General features: G+C 53.2%; 18 protein-coding genes. 16 read left to right on the top strand and 2 right to left on the bottom strand.

All coding sequences use genetic code 11. The features are described from left to right. The first annotated feature begins 35 nt into the window (after window positions 1-35). The 3 genes from ACE5LO_RS04335 (at window position 36) to ACE5LO_RS04325 (ending at window position 2,493) form a co-directional block, all read left to right on the top strand. Entirely contained in the window at window positions 36-632 is a 597-nt protein-coding gene (locus ACE5LO_RS04335) for a DUF2087 domain-containing protein (protein ID WP_375518835.1), read from the top strand. 390 nt (window positions 633-1,022) lie between these two features. After that, window positions 1,023-2,105, top strand: coding sequence for a ribosome small subunit-dependent GTPase A (rsgA, locus tag ACE5LO_RS04330; protein ID WP_375518834.1), 1,083 nt, complete (start codon window positions 1,023-1,025; stop codon window positions 2,103-2,105). A 49-nt stretch (window positions 2,106-2,154) separates the two neighbouring features. After that, window positions 2,155-2,493 carry a L,D-transpeptidase gene (locus ACE5LO_RS04325; protein WP_375518833.1) on the top strand — a complete coding sequence of 113 codons (339 nt, stop codon included), beginning with the start codon at window positions 2,155-2,157 and terminating at the stop codon, window positions 2,491-2,493. Window positions 2,494-2,609: 116 nt separating this feature from the next. On the opposite strand, the gene ACE5LO_RS04320 is transcribed toward ACE5LO_RS04325, so the two are convergent. Continuing rightward, window positions 2,610-2,849, bottom strand: a complete 240-nt coding sequence (locus tag ACE5LO_RS04320; protein ID WP_375352403.1) for a hypothetical protein — start codon at window positions 2,847-2,849, stop codon at window positions 2,610-2,612. Between the two features lie 292 nt (window positions 2,850-3,141). Between ACE5LO_RS04320 and ACE5LO_RS04315 the strand changes: the two genes are divergently transcribed. The 10 genes from ACE5LO_RS04315 to ACE5LO_RS04270 all read left to right on the top strand — a co-directional run bounded on the left by ACE5LO_RS04315 (window position 3,142) and on the right by ACE5LO_RS04270 (window position 14,560). Further along, the gene (locus ACE5LO_RS04315) at window positions 3,142-3,462 is read left to right on the top strand and encodes a hypothetical protein (RefSeq protein ID WP_375518832.1); all 321 of its coding nucleotides are present in this window, start codon (window positions 3,142-3,144) and stop codon (window positions 3,460-3,462) included. A 78-nt stretch (window positions 3,463-3,540) separates the two neighbouring features. After that, on the top strand, window positions 3,541-7,530 hold the full coding sequence (gene essC / locus ACE5LO_RS04310; protein ID WP_375518831.1) for a type VII secretion protein EssC: 3,990 nt from the start codon (window positions 3,541-3,543) through the stop codon (window positions 7,528-7,530). 16 nt (window positions 7,531-7,546) lie between these two features. Next, the gene (locus ACE5LO_RS04305) at window positions 7,547-8,377 is read left to right on the top strand and encodes a hypothetical protein (RefSeq protein ID WP_375518830.1); all 831 of its coding nucleotides are present in this window, start codon (window positions 7,547-7,549) and stop codon (window positions 8,375-8,377) included. 5 nt (window positions 8,378-8,382) lie between these two features. Next, the gene (locus tag ACE5LO_RS04300; RefSeq protein ID WP_375518829.1) at window positions 8,383-8,916 is read left to right on the top strand and encodes a WXG100 family type VII secretion target; all 534 of its coding nucleotides are present in this window, start codon (window positions 8,383-8,385) and stop codon (window positions 8,914-8,916) included. A 198-nt stretch (window positions 8,917-9,114) separates the two neighbouring features. Then, the gene (locus ACE5LO_RS04295; RefSeq protein ID WP_375518828.1) at window positions 9,115-9,390 is read left to right on the top strand and encodes a WXG100 family type VII secretion target; all 276 of its coding nucleotides are present in this window, start codon (window positions 9,115-9,117) and stop codon (window positions 9,388-9,390) included. A 177-nt stretch (window positions 9,391-9,567) separates the two neighbouring features. Next, on the top strand, window positions 9,568-11,508 hold the full coding sequence (locus ACE5LO_RS04290; RefSeq protein ID WP_375518827.1) for a serine/threonine-protein kinase: 1,941 nt from the start codon (window positions 9,568-9,570) through the stop codon (window positions 11,506-11,508). A gap of 29 nt (window positions 11,509-11,537) precedes the next feature. Then, window positions 11,538-12,290: a vWA domain-containing protein gene (locus ACE5LO_RS04285; RefSeq protein WP_375518826.1), complete on the top strand. Its 753-nt coding sequence runs from the start codon at window positions 11,538-11,540 to the stop codon at window positions 12,288-12,290. Between the two features lie 12 nt (window positions 12,291-12,302). Further along, the gene (locus tag ACE5LO_RS04280) at window positions 12,303-13,142 is read left to right on the top strand and encodes a hypothetical protein (RefSeq protein ID WP_375518825.1); all 840 of its coding nucleotides are present in this window, start codon (window positions 12,303-12,305) and stop codon (window positions 13,140-13,142) included. Window positions 13,143-13,272: 130 nt separating this feature from the next. Further along, entirely contained in the window at window positions 13,273-13,641 is a 369-nt protein-coding gene (locus ACE5LO_RS04275; RefSeq protein WP_375352416.1) for a winged helix-turn-helix transcriptional regulator, read from the top strand. Window positions 13,642-13,750: 109 nt separating this feature from the next. After that, window positions 13,751-14,560: an SDR family oxidoreductase gene (locus tag ACE5LO_RS04270; RefSeq protein ID WP_375518824.1), complete on the top strand. Its 810-nt coding sequence runs from the start codon at window positions 13,751-13,753 to the stop codon at window positions 14,558-14,560. Here the strand turns inward: ACE5LO_RS04270 and gluQRS are convergent. Beyond that, entirely contained in the window at window positions 14,557-15,552 is a 996-nt protein-coding gene (gene gluQRS, locus ACE5LO_RS04265; RefSeq protein ID WP_375518823.1) for a tRNA glutamyl-Q(34) synthetase GluQRS, read from the bottom strand. The genes ACE5LO_RS04270 and gluQRS overlap by 4 nt on opposite strands. Window positions 15,553-15,649: 97 nt before the next feature. On the opposite strand from gluQRS, the gene hrpB reads away from it, so the two are divergent. The 3 genes from hrpB to ACE5LO_RS04250 all read left to right on the top strand — a co-directional run bounded on the left by hrpB (window position 15,650) and on the right by ACE5LO_RS04250 (window position 20,019). Further along, a complete protein-coding gene (hrpB, locus tag ACE5LO_RS04260; RefSeq protein ID WP_375518822.1) occupies window positions 15,650-18,151 on the top strand; it encodes an ATP-dependent helicase HrpB in 2,502 nt (833 codons plus the stop codon). Between the two features lie 112 nt (window positions 18,152-18,263). Further along, entirely contained in the window at window positions 18,264-19,448 is a 1,185-nt protein-coding gene (locus tag ACE5LO_RS04255; RefSeq protein WP_375518821.1) for an acyltransferase, read from the top strand. A gap of 148 nt (window positions 19,449-19,596) precedes the next feature. Continuing rightward, complete coding sequence (locus ACE5LO_RS04250) at window positions 19,597-20,019, top strand: VOC family protein (protein WP_375518820.1); 423 nt, start codon at window positions 19,597-19,599, stop codon at window positions 20,017-20,019. Window positions 20,020-20,032: the final 13 nt, after the last annotated feature.

Below are 20,032 nucleotides of genomic sequence, written 5' to 3'. Positions count from 1 at the left end.
TTAGATATATATCTAATTAAAGGATCGTGAAAACAATGCAGCTGGATAAAATCGTGAATTATCACAAGGCCCTGGCCGATCCAACAAGAATGCGCATGCTGTTGCTGCTGGCCGGAGGAGAGATGAACGGGCAGGCGCTCGCTGAGAAATTGAATCTGTCCCCGCCGACCGTCACGCATCATGCGGCGAAGCTGCGCGAAGCGGCACTCGTCAAGGAGCGCCGGGACAAGAACACGGTATATTTTACGCTGAATGAGGATTTTATCAGACAAAATGCGGAAGCTTCCGTAAACTTCATATTTGGCAAAGGAGGCAGGGAAATGGAGAAAGAAGGGGTTCAAGAGCCGCTGGCCGCTTCCGTGATGCGCAATTTTTTCGCCAAGGACGGAAGGCTGCGCCAAATCCCGGCCCAGTACAAGAAGAAGCTGATCGTGCTGCAGCACCTGGCCGAGCAGCTTGAACCGGGGCGAAAGTACAGTGAGCGTGAATTAAGCGATTGGATTAAGAACTACCATGATGATTTTGCAACCCTGCGCCGTGAGCTGATCATGCACCAGTTTATGTACAGAGAGAATGATATTTATGAACTGAATCCACGGGAAATGTGGAGCAAATGGGAGGATGTCATATAAACAAAATCAGTGTTGACAAGAAAAGCCAGGAAGACGTATAATCAAGAAAATTTTGAAGGAGGCGATATTGTATGAGCAAGCACATCATTGGATTGGTTTTGCGTCGTAATGTCGTCTCCCTAACGGACACACTCGGGTAAGGCCGCAGTAGCGGTCTGCCCGCCGGTCGGTACTGACCGGACATCCGCAGGGAGTTATCTCCTGCGGATTTTTGCATTTTTCGGGCATCTTTATGCCTGTTTACAGGCCTACCAGGCCTTTTTATGCAGCCGCAGGAGCATCATCCCTGCGGTTTTTTTGTGCTTGTCCGCGTGGTTAGGGAGACGTAATAGGAGCAGGAAATTGAACAGCAGCACGAAGCTGGAAAGCTAAAATGATCGGAGGACAAACATGCAATTGGAGAACTACGGATGGTCGGAAACATGGCAGCAACAGTGGGAGCAGCTTGTAGCTGCGGTAGCTCGGGACATCGAACTAAAACCTGCCAGGGTAACCGCCGACTTTGGACAAAAAATGAAAATTATGACAAGTGAAGGCGAACGCTGGGCAGCACCTTCCGGAAAGCTGCGTCATGAAACGCCGGAAGCTGCCGAACTGCCAGCGGTCGGGGATTGGGTGGCGGCCGCTTATTCGGCTACAGCTGACGATGCCGTTATCCATGCCGTGCTCCCGCGCAAGAGCCGCATATCGAGGCAGGCTGCGGGATTTGAGACGAAGGAACAGATTATTTCTGCCAATGTGGATACGCTGTTTTTGGTGCAGGCGCTGAACGGGGATTTTAATGTGCGGAGAATGGAGCGGTATCTCGTGATGGCCTGGAACAGCGGCGTTGATCCGGTCATCGTGCTGAGCAAAAGCGACCTTTGTCCCGACCCGGACGGATATGCGGCGCAGATGGAAATGGCGGCGCCGGGAGTTCCGGTGCTGATCGTATCAGCCTGGGACGGAAGAGGAAGAGATCAGCTCGAAGCGTACTTACGGAAGGGGAGGACGGTGGCTTTAACCGGCTCGTCGGGCTGTGGAAAATCAACCATCGTAAACTGGCTGTCAGGAGAAGAGCTTCAGGCAACCCAGGACATAAGGGAGGATGACAGCAGAGGCCGGCATACGACGACACACAGGCAGCTGTTCCCACTGCTGCATGATGCTGTTCTGGTCGATACGCCGGGGATGAGGGAGCTCAGCCTGTGGAGTGATGAGAACGGTACGGAAGCCACGTTTGCCGATATTGAAAGCCTGGCGGCGCAATGCAGGTTTGCGGATTGCCGGCATATGCGTGAGGAAGGTTGTGCCGTGAAGGAAGCGGTCAGCAGTGGAGCACTCTCACCACCGAGGCTGGACAGCTACAGAAAGATGAAGCGGGAACTGGAATATCAGAACCGCAAAGAAAAGGAGAAAGCTCGTAAAGCCAAAGCGGGAAAAACATCCCGTTCCTATGGCTCAACAGGCTGGCGGCACGATATGGAGGGGTAAGGACATTTGCGGTGGTCTGTCATAGGATAAGGCAGAAGGGGGGAAGACCATGCCGAATTACAGCATTACTGTAGACCTGTCGGATCACCGCTTATATCTGATGGACGGAGGCCGGGTTGTTCGAAGCTACCCGGTTGGAATCGGCAAAATAGCCACACAGACCCCTCATGGACGATTTACCATTGTGAACAAGCAGAAAAATCCGGGAGGCGCCTTTGGGGCCTTCTGGATGGGGCTTTCGGCTCCCCATTACGGCATACACGGCACCAATGCACCGTGGAGCATCGGACACTCGGTGTCCCACGGCTGCATCCGTATGCAGAACAGCGATGTATTGGAACTGGCAGGAATGGTGGGGGTGGGCACACCTGTAGCCATCCGCCCGTAACAGATCATACAGCCTGTCCAGAGCCGCATAAGGGAGGTTAGCTAAGTCCATGCTATGTGTAGAAAACGGGCAGGGGAGAATCCGGACGGATTCTCCCCTGTTTGCGTGGTATAATCTTAGTAGAGTGACAGAGCCAGTGAGTCATTCTCGCTAACGCTATGCAGAATGGCTTCGCCGCCAATGACTTCAATGCTGATCAGAGAGTTCAGGCATTTTTGCAGAGCGCGCTTGCCTGTCGCAATTTTGTTTTCCAGCGTGTTGGACAGCAATCTTAATGTTTTTTGGACAGGCTGTTTGTTTTCTTGATTAATATACACAGGAATTTTTTTGTTTTGGAAGATTATTAGTGTTCTCATAGAAATCACCTCACTAGAGTTATTTCATAGTACTGATTGTAGATTCTGTTGCTTAAAAATACCTTAAAAATACCTTATAAAAACATAAAGGTCAGAAAATTTTACAAACTGTTCACATTTGGCTTCGAAAATAAAGAAATAAAACTATAGTCTCTTCCAGTATAAAAAAACATACCATTAGTCTTATGATATATGCTTAAGTGGGTAGTTTGTAACAAATTGACAGAATGAAAGCGGTCATGTAAAGTTACATTAATAGTTTTTATCACTTGAAATAACGGGAGGGGAGTCTATGATCCTGACCGTGCTTGCGGGAAGACAGGAAACCGATTGGTTCGATATAGAAGTGGATGATGTATATGCCGTGCAGCATTTAAAGCTGATGCTCGGCCTGCGCATATTTGGAGAAGCGCCCGGAGAAGGCGTACAATATAATATGGAGGCTAAATTTCCCGAAGGGCTGTGGTTTCCGGTAGAGGATCACCAGCATCTGACCGGGGCAGGCCTGCGTGAGGGCTGCATGATCCGCATTCAGCGCGCTTTTTCTACTACTGAAGAAGAGGCGCCTGTATTTGGACGCAGATCCCTGTTTCAAAATGCGCAAAATGGGTAATATCACTGCAGATCAAGCTAAAACTGGGTACTGCTGATCAACTTTCAGGAACCTGAGAATGGAAAGGGGACTTTTGACGTGAACGCTTTGTATCAACGATCCCCGCGCATCCGCCCCGCTCTGTATGATGAGAAGCTGGAAATTTTGCGGCCCCCGGCCGAACCGGGCAAGCCGACGTTTTCTATGGTATCCCTCATTATTCCTTTAATAATGACCCTGGCTACAGTCGGTTTTTATATATATATGAGCAGAACAGGGAAAATGGGCAACAGCAATTATTTTATGTTTCAGATCCTGACACTCTTCATGATGGTTTCCTCTTATACCATTCCATTTTTTGTATACCTGCATAACAAAAAAGAATACCGGCTCAAGCTTGCGGAACGGGACCGCATGTACAGACAGCAGCTGCAGAAGCACCGGGAGCAGCTTGAGGAGAAGAAGAAGGAGCAGGTTCGCATTTTATATGAAATTCACGGCGATCCGCAAGGCTGCACCCAGATTGTGAAAAGCCGCAGCAGCTCGCTTTGGGAACGTTCGCCGGAGGATGATGATTTTTTGCAGGTGCGAATCGGAACGGGGGAGGTTCCTTTTCACATCAAGGTGCAGGTTCCTCGTGCGGAAGGATATGAACGTGAACCGCTGCTGGAAGCAGCCCATGAGCTGGCTGATGATTTTCAGACGGTGGAGGATGCTTCGATTGCGCTTCCTCTGTATCAATCCAAAGTCATAGGCATTGTTGGCGAGCGTACAAATACGCTGGCTGCGCTGCGGGTTATCATGTCCCAGATCGCTGTCAGACATTCGCCCGATGAGGTGAAGGTGGCGGCTTTTTATAATGAGCGCGAGCAGCAGGAGTGGAGCTGGATGCGCTGGCTGCCCCATGTGTGGGATGATGACCGCTCTCAGCGCATGATGTCAGATCGGAACAGCAGCGCTCACCAGCTGGCCGATGATCTGTTTTCACGCTTAAACCGCCGTAGGAACCGCAAGGATCGTGTGGGCAGAAATATGGAGATTCCATGTTATGTAGTCGTGCTCTCAGATGCACAGCTGATTGAGGAGGAGCCGCTGCTTCCTCTGCTGCTGGAAGACGGGGCGTATGCGGACAGCTGCACCATCGTGCTTGCCTCACGCAAGGAGGCCTTGCCGATGCAGTGTCAGCTGATTGTCGAAGCAGGACCGGAAAACGGGGTGTATACCCTGAAGACGGAGTCGTCGAATATTACACAAAAGAGCTTCCGTATGGACTGGCTTACCGTGGACGAAGCCGGTGTCCTGGCCAGATACATGGCCCCGATCCGCCTTAAGCGCTCTTCCGCTTCCGATATCCCACCCGTACTCACGCTGTTTGATATGATGGGGGTAGAGCGGGGAGAAGAATTGAACGTGCTGTCCAGATGGCGGGAAACGAGACATCCGGATACGCTGCCTGTCCCTATGGGGGTTCGCGCAGGCGGGAAGAAAATTATGATTAATCTGCACGATAAGATTGAAAGGCAGGGGCATGGTCCGCACGGTCTGCTTGCCGGGACTACCGGTTCAGGCAAAAGCGAGGTGCTGCAGTCCGTCGTCGCATCCCTTGCCGCCGAGTTTCACCCTCATGATCTGGCTTTCATGCTTATCGACTATAAGGGTGGCGGCATGTCCAACACATTCGTTGATCTTCCTCATGTTGTCGGCACGATTACGAATCTGGACAGCAATCTGATCGAGCGGGCCAAGATTTCATTGAAGGCAGAGCTTGTGCGCAGGCAAAAAATACTGAATGAGGCAGGCAATCTGCAGCATATCGACGAGTACTACAGGCTTCTGCGCCAGCGCCATGCACAGCCGCTTCCGCATTTGGTCATTATCATTGATGAGTTTGCGCAGCTCAAAAAAGACCAGCCTGAATTTATGGATGAATTGATCAGCATTGCGGCCATTGGCCGGACCTTGGGGGTACACCTTATTTTGGCGACCCAGAAGCCGGCAGGCGTGATCGATGACAAAATATGGAGCAACTCGCGGTTCCGCATCTGCCTGCGTGTCCAGAGCGAAGGCGACAGCCGCGATATGATCAAAATTCCGAATGCCGCCTGGATTACGAAGCCAGGCAGAGGTTATTTCCAGGTGGGCAGCGACGAGGTATTTGAGGAGCTGCAGTTTGCATGGAGCGGCGCACCCTACCGGGTCGATGACGGCAGCTCCAAGGTGCTGCCGGTGAATGAGGTCCGCCTGAACGGCAAGCGGGAACCGCTGTTAACCGGCGATCGGGCTGCAACGGCTTTGCAGGGCGGTGAACCGCCCAAGCAGCTCCAGGTCATGATCGACTATATCGCTGCCCAGGCTGCAGCGGCGGGCATCGAACGGCTGCAGGGACCATGGCTGCCGCCCCTGCCGGAAATGCTCGATTTGACGGCACTGCCCGCAAAGGGTGCCGAAAACGGCCTGTATGGGCCGGCAGAATTGCGGCCGGCCGCGGGTCTCGTGGACGATCTGCCCAACCAGCGGCAGGAGCCGCTTCATATTGCCATGGATCAGGGACATTGGGCGGTATACGGAATGCCCGGGATGGGCAAGACGACCTTTGTGCAAACCTTGCTTGTATCCATGGCGCGTGCTTATACACCGGACCAATGGAACGGCTATATTATCGATATGGGACGTATGATGCGCGATTTTACGGATTTGCCGCACATAGGCGGGGTCATGATGGGCGAGGAGGAGGACCGCATCAAGCGGCTGTTCCGCTTCCTGTTCAAATTGTCCGCACAGCGTAAGGAACTTATCGCCGAGTCCGGCGTCAAAACAATAAACGCTTACCGGCGTTCCGCCACAGGCACTGTACCGCAAATTGTAGTCATTATTGACGGTTATTCGAGTTTCAGGAATGCATATCCGGAAGAAAACGAGCTTCTCGAGGCTGTTCTCCGTGAAGGAGGAAGTCTGGGCATTACGTTTGTCATTACGGCCAACCGCATCACCGACCTGTTCGAGAAATTCCGCAGCAACATTCCGAATGCTGTAAGCTATGAGCTGGCGGATCCGAGCGATTATTATTATGCTGTTGGCAGGCCTGCCAAAACACCGGGACCGCTTACTCCCGGCAGGGGGCTTATCAAGGGGCAGACGCCACCGCTGGAGTTCCAGACGGCGCTGCCTGCGGTTGGTGAAGATGAAGCCAAGCGTTCGGCCGAGCTGCGCCGGAGCATTGCCAATGCGGGACAGGCATGGAAGGGAGAAAGGGCGCCTGCCATTCTTCCTCTGCCCGACAAGGTTCCACTGTCCGGGCTTATCCGTTCATGGAAGCGCACCGAGGGAATGGAAAGGGAGTATCCGTTCCAGGTGCCTGTTGCGATACATATCGACGATCTCGCGCCATTTCTCCTGAATTTGAAGGAAGGCCCGCATTTTATTGTGGGAAGTCCGATGGAGGGCGGGAAAACGTCATTTCTGCTCACCTGGATGCTGTCGCTCACCTATTATAATTCCCCGGACAAGCTTGAGATGTATACGGTGGACACCAGGTACGGAGGAGGGGGGCTGTCCAGGCTCCGGCATCTCCCCCATGTGAAGGCGGCAGCGGAAAGCGAAGAGGAGCTTGCTCCTCTGGTGGCGATGCTTTATGAAGCCGTTCAGCGCAGGACGAAGGACGGGAGTGATCCCGAGCTGCTCCTCATCATTGACGATGCGGACCTGCTCAGTAAACAGTTAAATGATTTCACGGTCAAGGATCAGCTTACCTCTATCGTCCGTCTGGGACGGGACCGCAACGTGCATGTGGTGCTTTCCGGAGTGCCTCAGGATTTTCCAACGTTCGGTGTGGATTGGTTCAATGATGTGAAGGCAAGCCAGAGCGGGGTCCTTTTTGGAACCCTTGATCCCAACGATTTATCCTTCTTCCGTATCCCTTATTCAGAGTCCAATAACGGCTCGGGAGGGTTGAAAGTCCTGCCTCCGGGGCAGGGATATTACATCAGACGCAAATTCAGCAGGATTAAAGGGGCAATTCCTTTTGATGAGGGGCATAGCTGTGAGGATTGGATCGTTGAAATTCGTGACCGATGGCATGTTGTAGTTTGAAGGGAGGTGGCACATAATGTTAACGTTTCAGGTTTCCCAACAGAAACTGATTACGCTGAAGTCCAAAGAGTTGTTTTTTCTGGCCGGTGTATTGGGGTCCAACAGATTGCTTGGCGTTGAAGATCCATTTCAAGGATTTCTTGCGGAAGAATTGACGGCGGAGTGGGATTTGGTGAAAGCTTCCCTGATGGACAAGGGTTATCTTCGCCAGGTAGAGGACGGGGGAGAGCTTGCCATCCCGCCGACTGTTTTTTCCAGAGTTGCTATTGCGGGTCTTTCCAGCAGAGCATGCCGGTACAGATATACGAAGGATGGCGCACAGTTGGAAGGATATCTTCACTGCACCAACGAAAGAGTGGTTGAATTGTCACCCTCCGAGGAAATGAACGACGAATACCGGCTCAGCGATCTTGGAGACGTGACAGCGGCTTGTGACACACTGACGGATAAAATGGGATGGCGTGAACAGGCTCAGGAAGAAGTGCCTGCCCTTATGTTTTCCCAAAAAAAATTCCGCGAGATCTATGATCTTGCCGGAAAAGAAGATACACAATTTCTCGCTTCGAGCTTTTCGGAAGCAAGCGGTGATCCGGAAGGCTCGCTGAAGCTGGCGCAAACGCTAAATGCGAGAATTTCGGACGGAGAGCTGCAACTGCTGGTTTGGAATGGGCGGGAATGGGAGGCACAGCGGGCTGCTTTTGCCGTGAGTGAATCCATGAGCTGGCTGTTCCGAATGAGTTCGGGCGGTAACGGGGATTGGCTGATTGCCACATTAACGACACGTGCTCAGTTTGTTGATTTGCTTCTAAATTGGTTAAGACAGTCTGCAGGTGCAGAGGAAAGGTGATGTACATGCGCATTCGTGTGGAGCCGGATGTGCTTCGGACGCTGAGTGGTCAGCTACAGAACGCGGCGGAGCAGATTCAACAGATTACAGGCGGGCTGGAGCAGACGCTGCAGTCTTTGGAATGGGACATGTCTGCCCGTGAGGCAGTCATGGATCAGTGGAGACAGGGCAAACGTTTGTCCGAGCAAATTCATGCTTGCCTGCGGATGCTTGGTTCGCAGCTGAACAGCAAGGCGGATCAGTTTCAGGCGGCGGATCAGAGCTATAATACGATTTTGGGCAGCATGAATCTGGGAAGGCCGACCGCTCTCTTTCAGCAGACTATTAGCGCCAGCCCTTCCATCCTGTCCGACTCGGATCAAAACGCAAGCCGCATCTCCGACCCACTGTCCGTGATCAGTGTTATTGGGGGAAAGGGAGCCGAATCGGATGCGCAGGTGAGCGACAGCATTCTTAAGATGGCTTCGCTGCAGCAGCCGCAGGATTGGCGTTTTTCCGACCCAAGCAGCAATAGAAACGCACCTGAGGCTTCACTTTAGATCAACGTGAAGAAGCAAAGTGCGAAATATCGGTCTTTGGTATGCATAATAACGACAAAAGTCGAGAAAATGACCCGAATCATGGGGGTAATTTGGATTAGGTCCTTCGCCATTTGTGACATGAAACGGTACTATAGTACAATTAAATCCATACATTGCCAAACATTTTTTTTGAATTCTTAAGGAGGACTCATTACAATGGCAGGAGGCATTTTAATTACCCCGGAGCAGGTCGATCAGGTGGCAAACCAGTTTAAGCAGAGCGGTGAGCAAAGCCAACAAATCGTTTCCAGCCTGAATCTGTCCATTCAAGGTATGGAAGGCCAGTGGGATGGTATGACAAAGCAGCGCTTCTTCCAGGAGTTCCAGGAGGCCAGCAAGCAAATGCAGTCTTTTGTGCAAACATTGAACAGCATCAGCCAGGAATTGACGGCCATCGCCAATAAATTCCGTACGGTCGACCAAGCGAAATAATTATCGTTTCTCGGATTGCAAGAGAAGCTTTGAAGATATTGCTGTTTATTATATAATACTAGTAATGAAGTTTGGCAAGAAAACCGGGCGCTCCTAGGACACCCGGTTTTCTTGCCATGCAGGACAATAATCTCGTTTCCGCATGAACCTGATTCAATCAAAAGAGAGGGATGTCGCATGTCTTTTCAACCCAATCCAGGAGACGAACTGATCATAAACGATGAGGTCTATGTTGTCGGCAGCCACCCGGCGGCACCCGGTCTTGCTTACGCACAGGCTGGCAGACAGGGCATTGTTTATCAGCTTCTGGACAAAAGCGGAGTGCTGCATAAGGCCAAAGCTTTGAAAGTATTTTTTCCGAAATTCCGAATTCCTGCCATGGTGTACCAATCCGAGTACATGGAATCTTATGGTGATATTCCAGGCTTGCAGGTCTGTAAACGCGACGTGCTCACTCCAGAAAGGAACGGAGATTTAATTGCGGAACAGCCGGATCTGCTGTACGCGGTGTTAATGCCATGGGTTTATGGGAAAACCTGGTTTGACTGCCTCACCGAGCAAAATCGGCTTGAACCGTCCGACAGTCTTGCGCTGGCAAAATCGCTTGCTGCCATTGGCTCTGCCATGGAGCAAAAAGGGGTGGCGCATTGTGATTTGTCCGCACCCAATGTAATGATTCCGTTTTTTTCTGAAGTTGAACTGCCTGAAGGAGTATCTCCGGTTGAGCTCGTGGATGTCGAGCAAATGTACAGCACGAAAATGGACCGGCCCGACACGCTGCTTGCAGGCTCGCCAGGATATGCCGCCCACAGAACGGTGCACAGTGGCTTGTGGAGCGCATATGCAGACCGCTTTGCAGGCGCCGTCATTATTGCTGAAATGCTGGGCTGGTCGGATCAAACCGTGGTGGACAGAGCCTGGGGTGAAAGCTATTTCGATCAGCTCGAAACGCAGACCCCGTGTGAGCGCTATTATATCCTGCGCAAATCGCTTGAATCCCGTTGGGGCAACCGCTTGTCCGAGTTGTTCGTAAGAGCGTGGGAAAGTCAGGATCTCAGCAGCTGCCCTACCTTCGGTGAATGGCTTGTCGTCCTGAATTCGCTTTCGGCCGAGCAGATTCCATCTGTTATGTCAGTTGAACCGGAACCGGAGAAGGAGGCCCCCGTCTTAGCGGGGGCCGTGGCGTCCGCCGAAGTCCTTCCCGTAGTGGTATCGCCCACAGTCCCGGAAGGCGCGCGTGGAGATAAAGAAATCATAGATCGTTTGTTCCGGCAGGCACGGGAGCTGGAGGAAGCCGGCAAGCCGGAAGCTGCTCTTGAGGTATATCGCTCGCTTTATCATTTTACCGAAGAAGGAAGCCCGCTTCAGGTGGAAGTGCAGGCCGCCATTCAGGGTCTGGAACAGCAACTTGATCCGTCGCATCCGGCTGAACCGGTCAGGCCGGTCTGGCATCGCTCCAAGAAAGTGATGATTTCTGCAGCGGCAGCCATTGTTATATTGGCCGGAACCATTCCGACGGTACAAATTTTGGCCGATCGGGCAAATACGAAGCAACTGGAAGCGGCCAGGCTCGCCGAGGAACAGAAGAAACAGGAGGCCCGGCGGCAGGCTGAGGAGGCGGTCAAGCTGAAGGCGGAGGAAGAGCGGAAGGCCAAGGAAGCCGAAGCGCTCGCGCTTGCCGAGAAGAAAGCCGCAGAAGAAAAGGCACAGCAGGAGGCTGCCAGGCAGGAACTTCAATCGAAGTACGACCGGCAGGCCAAGTATGAGCAATATCTTGCCTGGAAGAAAGAGCGTGACGAGCGTCTGGCTGCCGAAGCCGCTGCTGAAGAGAAAAGAAAGGCCGAGGAGGCAACGGCTGCCGCCAAAGCAAACCAGGCTGCCGCCAAGGTAGCGGCTGAACGCAAAGAGAAAGTGCTGAACCTCATTTCCCTGTATAACAAAGCATACAGCTCACAGGAAGGCGGCAGAGAGGATAAAGCGCGTGGCTTCGCCACCCAGTTCACCAAGCTGTACGAAACGGATTCTTCCTATCTTCATTCTGTTGGTGAAGTGGGATACAGGGTCTCATCCGTTTACAAATATTTAAGCGACAGTGATTTCAGGCTGCCGAAAATCTAGCTACGCTTGACCGAGGTGACAATAGTCGTATGAACTACAGTATTCAGGCATCCCAACGCACCCCTGCCTTAATTATTTATTTGGTAGATATCAGTGCCTCCATGAATATGCTTATGGATGGAAGGCGGCGTATGGACGTCGTCTATGAGGCCCTTTCTCTGGCGATACGCCAGATGGTTTTCCGGTCCACCAAGGGCAACAGGCTTACTCCAAGGTATCGGATCGCGCTTTTGGCATACAGTGATGACGTTTATGATTTGCTGAACGGAATTAAAGGCATTGACGAAATTGCCGCCATCGGTTCGCTGCCGGATTTGACGCCGAAGCGGTTCTCGGATTCCGCCAAGGCGTTTTTGCAGGCAGAACGGATTTTACAGGCTGAAATCCCCCATATGCAGGATTGTCCCGCACCCCTGGTATGTCATATGACGGACGGTGTATCCACGGGTGATGATCCGGAGCCGATTGCCAAAAGAATTATGAATATGAGTGTGCCTGATGGAAATGTGCTCGTGGAAAATATTTTCATATCCGACAAGCTGCTGGATGCCCCGATTCCGGAACCACGCCGCTGGAAAGGCATTACGGCTGAAACGATGCTGCAGGATGAGCATGCGAACAAGCTGAGAAACATGTCCTCCGTCCTGCCTGAAAGCTACCGGGAAATGATGTTCGAAGCCGACTACCAACTCGGCAAGGGCGCAATGATGATGCTGCCGGGGACATGTGCCGAACTGGTGTCCATCGGATTCCAGATGTCGGCAGCCACACCCGTAAGGTAAGGAGGTTATGGCATGAAGCCACTGCTGTCCCTGCTCTCCATAGTCAAAAAAAGAGGGGATTTGATGAAGCGAGACTGTTTTACTTATATAAGCTCCCAAACCTCAGAACAGCCGCTCAGCAGTTATGAAAGCAGATTCCGCTGCCGCTACGGTTATGGCCGTTCGTCTGACTCTGCGAATGCAGGAGAAAGCGGTCAGGACTTTGCTGCCCTCCAAATGGAAGGTCCCGTGTGCACCTTTGTGTTATGCGACGGAGTGGGGATGAGCTACCGTGGGGAGTTCGCAGCTCGTTATCTGGGGCAATCCCTGCTGGACTGGCTTAGTGCCGATACCGAGTTAAGCCTTGCCCGCCTGAACGAATGTCTTCGGCTGTGGGCTGTGTCTGCAGCGGAAGAGTTGGAGAAAGAACCGATCCCCCATAGGTCGGATCTGCTTCGCAATGTGCTCGAAGAGAAACGCAGGCAGGGCAGCCAAGCGATGTACATATGCGGCAAAATCGAGCTTCCGTCCCGTGGAAGGAAAGGGAAAATGACGCTGGCCTGGCAAGGGGATTCCCGGATCAGGCTGTGGAAGGGCACGGAGGAAGCTGGGGGTATTTTCGGGGATACATTCCGCACCGCAGAGCGTTGGTCAACGGTCCGCGGGCCAGTAGGCGGCCAGCCGCACTGGTATGAGACCAGGCTGTCGGCGGGGGAACAGATGAGACTGCAGATGTATACGGACGGCTTGGCCGATCTCGACCCGATCCGGGAGCAACTTCCGGATGACCAGATTCAAGTTCTGCTTGATTCCAGACACACGGACGGTCTGGATGATGACGCTGCCTTTCTTGAGCTGCAGTGGAATGAATAACCTGATATGAGTTCAGACGCCGGCAGCATGAATCCCCTGCCGGCGTTTTTTGCACAAAGTTAAGTAGTGTAGTATACTTTTTATACTGAATAACGAAAAAATTGTTATGGAGAAGGAGGAGTGCGGCGATATGCGAAATCGAAAAAGCGGTTATGGGTCCTGTCCTGCGGGTTGTCCGGTGGAGTCTACGCTCGATGTGATCGGCGGCAAATGGAAGGGAATTATTCTGTACCATCTGATGAGCGGCACAAAGAGATTTAATGAATTCCGGCGGTTAATGCCGGGTTTGACGCAGCGTATGCTGACACTGCAGCTGCGCGAGCTTGAGGAAGACGGAGTTGTGCACCGGGAAGTGTATCCTGTAGTCCCACCCAAGGTGGAGTATTCGCTGACTGAATTCGGAATGACCTTAAAGCCAATTATTATGCTGATGAAAGATTGGGGAACGCAGTATGAGCAAATAAATTCGCAAAAACTCACGGAAAGCCAAAATATTTAGCGGCTATGTTTCATTCAAACGGGTTCAGAGAGTTTATATATGGGCACTTTTTGGGTAATCTTGAGAATACTGCTGTTCTCAGCATTATATATAAAAGGAGCGTGTACATATGAGCTACTCTGCAGCATCTGGAGCCGCGTTTGAAGGGAAGACGGCCATCGTTACAGGTGCGGCTTCGGGAATTGGCAAGGCCGCTGCGCTGCGGCTGGCAAAAGAAGGAGCCAATATCGCCCTGTTTGACCTGAACCATGACCGCACCAAGACAACCGAGATGGAGATTAACAGCATCCGCACAGGGGCCGCGCGTGCCTTTGAAGTGGATATTTCCGATCCGCTCCGGGTGGAAAAAGCGGTGCTTGAAGCGGTTGAGCTCTACGGAGGGCTGGATATTGTCTTCGCCAACGCCGGCATTAACGGTGTGCTCGCCCCTATTGAAGAGATCGGTATCGAGGATTGGCGCAGGACGCTGTCCACCAATTTGGACGGGACTTTCCTGACGATGAAATACACGATCCCCCATTTGAAAAAGCAGGGCGGGGGCAGCATCATTATTACGAGCTCAATTAACGGAAATACACGTTTTACCAGCTTTGGCATGTCCGCATACAGTACATCGAAGGCCGGACAGACCGCATTTGCCAAAATGGCGGCTTTGGAGTTAGCGAAATTCCGCATCCGGGTTAATGTCATTTGTCCGGGGGCGATCTCCACCAATATCGATGATTCCACGATAAAGGCAGAAGATCTGAAAGAAATCGTCATTCCCGTTGAATTTCCGGAGGGAGGACAGCCTTTGGCGGGTGGCCCGGGTCGGCCGGAGCAGGTGGCTGATCTCGTGTGCTTCCTGGCATCGAGGCAATCCAGTCATATTACGGGGGCACAGATTGTCATCGACGGAGCGGAGTCGCTGTTGTTTTAAGATGAATAGGCCTGCAGCGCCCGCATGTTCTCCTCGGTCAGCCTTACCGGCTCTGCAGGCAGTCTGCTCATATCAAAGAGCGGTACCAGTTCTGCCGCCGTAATAGGAAGAGGCTCGGAAGCAAGGCCGCTCATGAAGGCAAGCCAGCCGACAACCGTCTCGGGACGGACGCCACGCTCGCGCATGGCCTGCAGGGCAATGTCTCCATGCCGTTTGGCGAGGCGGCGTCCATCCGGGCCATATACTAGTGGTACATGCGCAAAGCTGGGCGGGGTATGCCCCAGCGCTTCATATAGCAGCAACTGGCGTGGTGTGGAATCCAGCAGGTCGCTTCCCCGCAGGACATGAGTGATCTCCATCCCGGCGTCATCCACCACTACGGCAAGCTGATAGGAGTACATTCCATCCGCGCGTTTGACAATAAAGTCACCACCTGCGGAAGCAGGGACGGACACGCTTCCTGCCACTTGATCGTAAAAAATGATGACACGCTCCGGTTCGTCCGGAACTTTCATCCGCAGAGAGGGCGTTTTATGCCTCTCTTTTTCTTTTCTTTCTTCTCTGCTGAGACAGCGGCAGGTCCCGGGATATGCGGGGCCTTCTTTGGCAAGCCCATGGGGCGCGCTGGCTGCGCCCAAAATATCCGCCCTGCTGCAAAAGCAGGGATAGAGCAGCCCTTGCTCCCGCAGCTTGTTCAGGGCCATCTCATAACGCTGCAGCCTTTCGCTTTGCGTATACGGCCCGAAAGGCCCCCCTTTATCAGGCCCTTCGTCCCAGTTCAGGCCCAGCCATTGCAAATCCTCCAGGATGGCCTTGACCAGATGGCTGCGCGAGCGGGTCATATCGATATCTTCAATCCGCATGGCATAGGCGCCTCCTGCGGCCCGAATCTGCAGCCAGGAGAGCAGCGCCGTCCTTGCGTTGCCAAAATGCATCAACCCCGATGGCGTGGGGGCGAAGCGGCCTCTGATCGTAGATGTGCAATCATTCATTTGTACACCCCGTTTCAAGATGTGAACTACATAACCCTATTATAAAGTGAGCGCCTCCGGATTGCATGCGGACAGGACAGGAAGGATAAGGATAACATTGAAGAAAGAACTTCCCATTTATCATATACTGCCGGAAATAAAGGCTACGCTTCGGAACAGGCCCTCCGCCGTGCTGGTCGCCGAACCGGGTGCCGGCAAATCGACCGTAGTTCCGCTGGTTCTGCTTGAGGAGCCGTGGCTTGATGGCAGAAAAATCATCATGCTTGAGCCGCGGCGGCTGGCCGCCCGCTCGGCTGCAGCCCGTATGGCTGATGCCCTGGGAGAAAAGGTTGGGGAAACGGTCGGCTATAGGGTGCACATGGATACCAAAATCGGCCCGTCCACGCGAATCGAGGTTGTCACCGAGGGCATTCTGATCCGGATGCTGCAGGGAGATCCCGCACTGGAAGAAGGGGGGGTGGTCATATTTGATGAATTTCACGAACGCAGCCTGCATGCCGATCTTGGTCTTGCCCTGGCTCTGCAGGCACAAAGTCTGCTGCGGCCGGATTTGCGCCTGCTGGTCATGTCGGCTACGCTCGAGGCGGAGCCGGTAAGCCGCCTGCTCGACGGAGCGCCTTTGCTGCAGAGCTCCGGCCGGACCTATCCGGTGGAGACGGTCTACGTCCCGAAGCCGAAGGCGGCTTCTTTGGAAAGCTTTGTGGCCGAGCAGATAACGAGGCTGCTTCCCAGATATGAGGGAGATGTGCTCGTATTCCTGCCCGGAGCACGGGAGATTCATCGGACTGAAGCCGAGCTTATGGTCTGCGGCTTGCCTTCCGGCACCTATGTGTGCAAGCTGTACGGCGCTCTTTCGCTGGGAGAGCAGGATCAGGCGGTGCGCCCTTCACTGGCGGGAAAGCGCAAAATCGTGCTCGCCACATCCATTGCCGAATCCAGCCTTACGATCGAAGGCGTGACGGTTGTCGTGGACAGCGGACTGCGGCGTGAGCCTGTATTTTCCCCGCGCACAGGCATGAACCGGCTCGAAACGGTCAAGGTGTCCAAGGCTTCGGCGGATCAGCGCCGGGGGCGAGCAGGGCGTCTGGGTCCCGGCACATGCTACCGGCTGTGGAGCATGGAGGAGCACGGGGGGCTTACCGATGCCGGCCGGCCGGAAATTTTGTCGGCTGATCTGGCTCTCCTTGTGCTTGAAGCAGCGCTGTGGGGAGCGGAGGATGCAACTGAGCTCGACTGGATCGATCCTCCTCCCGCGCCTGCGCTCAGACAGGCGCGGGAGCTGCTGGAACGGCTCGGATGTCTTCGTGAAGGGAAAGTCACGGAGCATGGAAAAAGAGTAGCATCCATAGCGGCTCATCCCCGGTTGGGCCACATGCTGCTCAAGGCCGCAGAGCTGGGATATGCGGGACAGGCGTGCTGCCTGGCGGCTTTGCTGCAGGAGCGCGATCCGTTCAAATCCGGGGCTGATCTGCGTCCCCGCATGGAGAGGGTTTGGAGCAGCCTTGCAGACAGCCCACGCAAGCCGGAGGCCAATGCTTCCGTTGACCGGGAGCTGCTGGGCCGGATTGTACAAAACAGCCGCCATTTGCTGTCAGGGCTGCAAACAGTCATCGGTAAGCGGATCCAGGATCTGAAGCCTGCTTCCTGCGGGCTGCTGCTGTCCTTTGCTTATCCCGACCGGATCGGACGTTCCCGCAGTGGCGGCAGATATTTGCTGAGCAGCGGACGCGGCGTCAGGCTTGCCGGTGAAGAACTCCTGTCCAGGTCGGAATATTTGGTTGCGGCTTCGGTCGAGGATGCAGGCGCCGACGGGACCATCAGGCTTGCTGCGCCTGTGGAGGAGCGTGAGCTGACGGAGCATCAGCAAGGGCTGATCAACGAGGAGACGGCGGTGTATTGGGACGCTGCTGCGGGAAGCGTGCGGGCGCGCAAAACCGTCCGGCTTGGCGCTATTGTCCTGAAAGAGCTGGCGTACGAAAATCCCCCGCAGGACCAGATTGCCGCAGCGTGGATGGACGGGCTGCGGGAGCGTGGACTTGAGCTGTTGACCTGGACGAAAGCGGCGCGGCAGCTGCAGCAGCGTCTCATTTTTATGCACCGCAAGCTGAACGACTGGCCTGCAGCGGAGGATGCCGATCTGCTGGCAGCTCTGGAGGAGTGGCTGCTGCCATATGCGCAAGGGGTGCGGAGCTTGTCCGATCTGAAGAAGCTGCATGTGGAAGGCCTTCTGCTCGGCATGCTCAGCTGGGAGCAGCGGCAGGAGCTTGACCGTGAGGCTCCGACCCATATCCGTGTGCCGAGCGGCTCCAACATTCCCGTGGATTACAGCAATCCGGATGCCCCGGTGCTCTCTGTTCGGCTGCAGGAACTGTTTGGCATGAGTGCCACTCCTCGCCTTGGCAGAGGACGTGTGCCGGTTGTTCTGCACCTTTTATCTCCTGCGCAGCGTCCCGTGCAGGTGACCTCAGACCTCGCAAGCTTCTGGAAAGAGGCGTATTTTGAAGTGAAAAAAGATCTGAAGGGCAGATATCCGAAGCACTACTGGCCGGATGATCCTCTGCAGGCCGTTCCGACCAACAGGGTCAAGCCGAGGAAATAGTAAACTAAAAATAGAAAAAATTTTCTTCTCTTTCTCGATACTCTTTACATTTACGGAATACGAACAGCGATTATAATAGACTTGTAGACATCGAGAGGGTTGGGGGAAAACAATGAGCAAAAAGGAGAGAGTGCCGGAGATTGGAGTTTTGCGTGGCCTTGCGTTTGCAGCCGTGGTGCTGCAGCATTCCATAGCGCATTATTCCATTGTGCCGGGCGTGACCTTGGCGGATGGAGTGCTGATGTCGATTCTGCTGCTGGCGGCGAAATTTGCGGTGCCTGTGTTTATTTTTATTACCGGACTGGTGCTGTTTTACAACTACGATGGTAGATTTTCATACAGAACATTTCTTGCCAAGCGTTTTAAAGATATTGTCGTGCCTTATATAATTTGGTCTGCGCTCTTTGAAGCCGGCAATGTGCTCGCCGCAGGAGGAGGCTGGAGCTGGGATGCGCTGCTGCTGTATGGCCAAAAGCTGCTGACCGGCAAAACAAGCTACCATTTATGGTACATCGTCATGATTATTCAATGTTATTTGCTATTTCCGCTGCTGCGGAAAGCGTTTCGTGTTATTGCAACCGTCATTCCGGCTAGAATGGGTCCGTCGGCCATTATCGTCGCGGGTCTGCTGTACACAGGACTTATGTTCTGCATTGGCCCGATTTCTCGCCTGTTCGAGGCCGCGGATATCCCGGTGCTGACACCGATGTTTACCGTTTATGCTGACCGGAACGTCCTGTATTTCCTGTTCTATTTCTTTATTGGCGCGTCCGCCGGCATGAACATAAACCGCTGGAACGAGTGGGTCCGTAAAATTGAATGGGTTTACTGGAGCCTCTTTGTGCTGTTGACCGGCATTCTGCTGTTCAGACTTATCGGAACCTTTCAGACCGATGAAGGACTGCTCATCGGCTTCAATTCGGTATCGCTGCTGCGTCCGTTGATGTCGGTGTACTGTATCGTTTTGATTTTTGCGGTATACCGGACAGCCATGGCTATCACTGCCACAGGCTCTAGTGTGGTGCGCTGGATTTCCTGGCTGGGCACGGTTTCTTATGGTGCATATCTGATGCATCCGTTAATGCTGAGGCTTACCTACCTGCCTGACCAGCAATGGTTTGCTGGCTGGAATGTCACAGTCAGAGTATTGATTACCTTTGTGCTCTGCACTCTGCTCTCAGCGGGAGGCGCCTGGCTGCTGTCCCGGCTGCCCTTGGGGCGCTGGACGGTGGGGCAGCAGATGCGGCGGCCATCCACAACGGCACGCAAGCCGACAGGCTTGCCGGGGCAAGCTTAACTGTTGATGTGCCGTCCGGTGGCACGGTGCGCGACCGCTCCTCTGCAGGAGCGGTTGTTTTACATTCTCAAGTACTGATTTCGATTTCGTCCCAAAAGTATAGTATGATGAGCCTATACTATCTCTCTTTAATGGAAGGGGCCACAACATGATTCAATCCATTGTCCATGTCGCAATTGTCGTAAAGGATTATGATGAAGCCATCGAATTTTATACAAAGAAGCTGAACTTTACTTTAGTGGAAGATACATATCAACCCGAACAAGATAAAAGATGGGTTGTAGTATCGCCGCCAGGTTCAGTGGGGACCACATTAGTGCTTGCAAAAGCATCGACTCCGGAACAGGAGGAGTTTATAGGAAACCAGACGGGTGGCAGAGTTTTTCTATTCTTAAATACCGATAATTTCTGGAGAGATTATGAGGATATGCGATCAAAGGGAATCGAATTTATTCGTGAACCCATTGAACAGCCTTATGGTACGGTTGCCGTTTTTAAAGATCTATACGGGAATCAGTGGGATTTGTTGGAGTTAAATAAAGATCATGTGATTTCTGCAATAATAAAATAGTCTTTTAAAAGAT

This window comes from Paenibacillus medicaginis (genome assembly GCF_042138635.1).
GTDB classification, from domain to species: Bacteria; Bacillota; Bacilli; order Paenibacillales; family Paenibacillaceae; genus Paenibacillus; species Paenibacillus medicaginis.
Note: the sequence above shows the minus strand (reverse complement) of the source record. Positions and strands in the feature narration are given on the sequence as shown.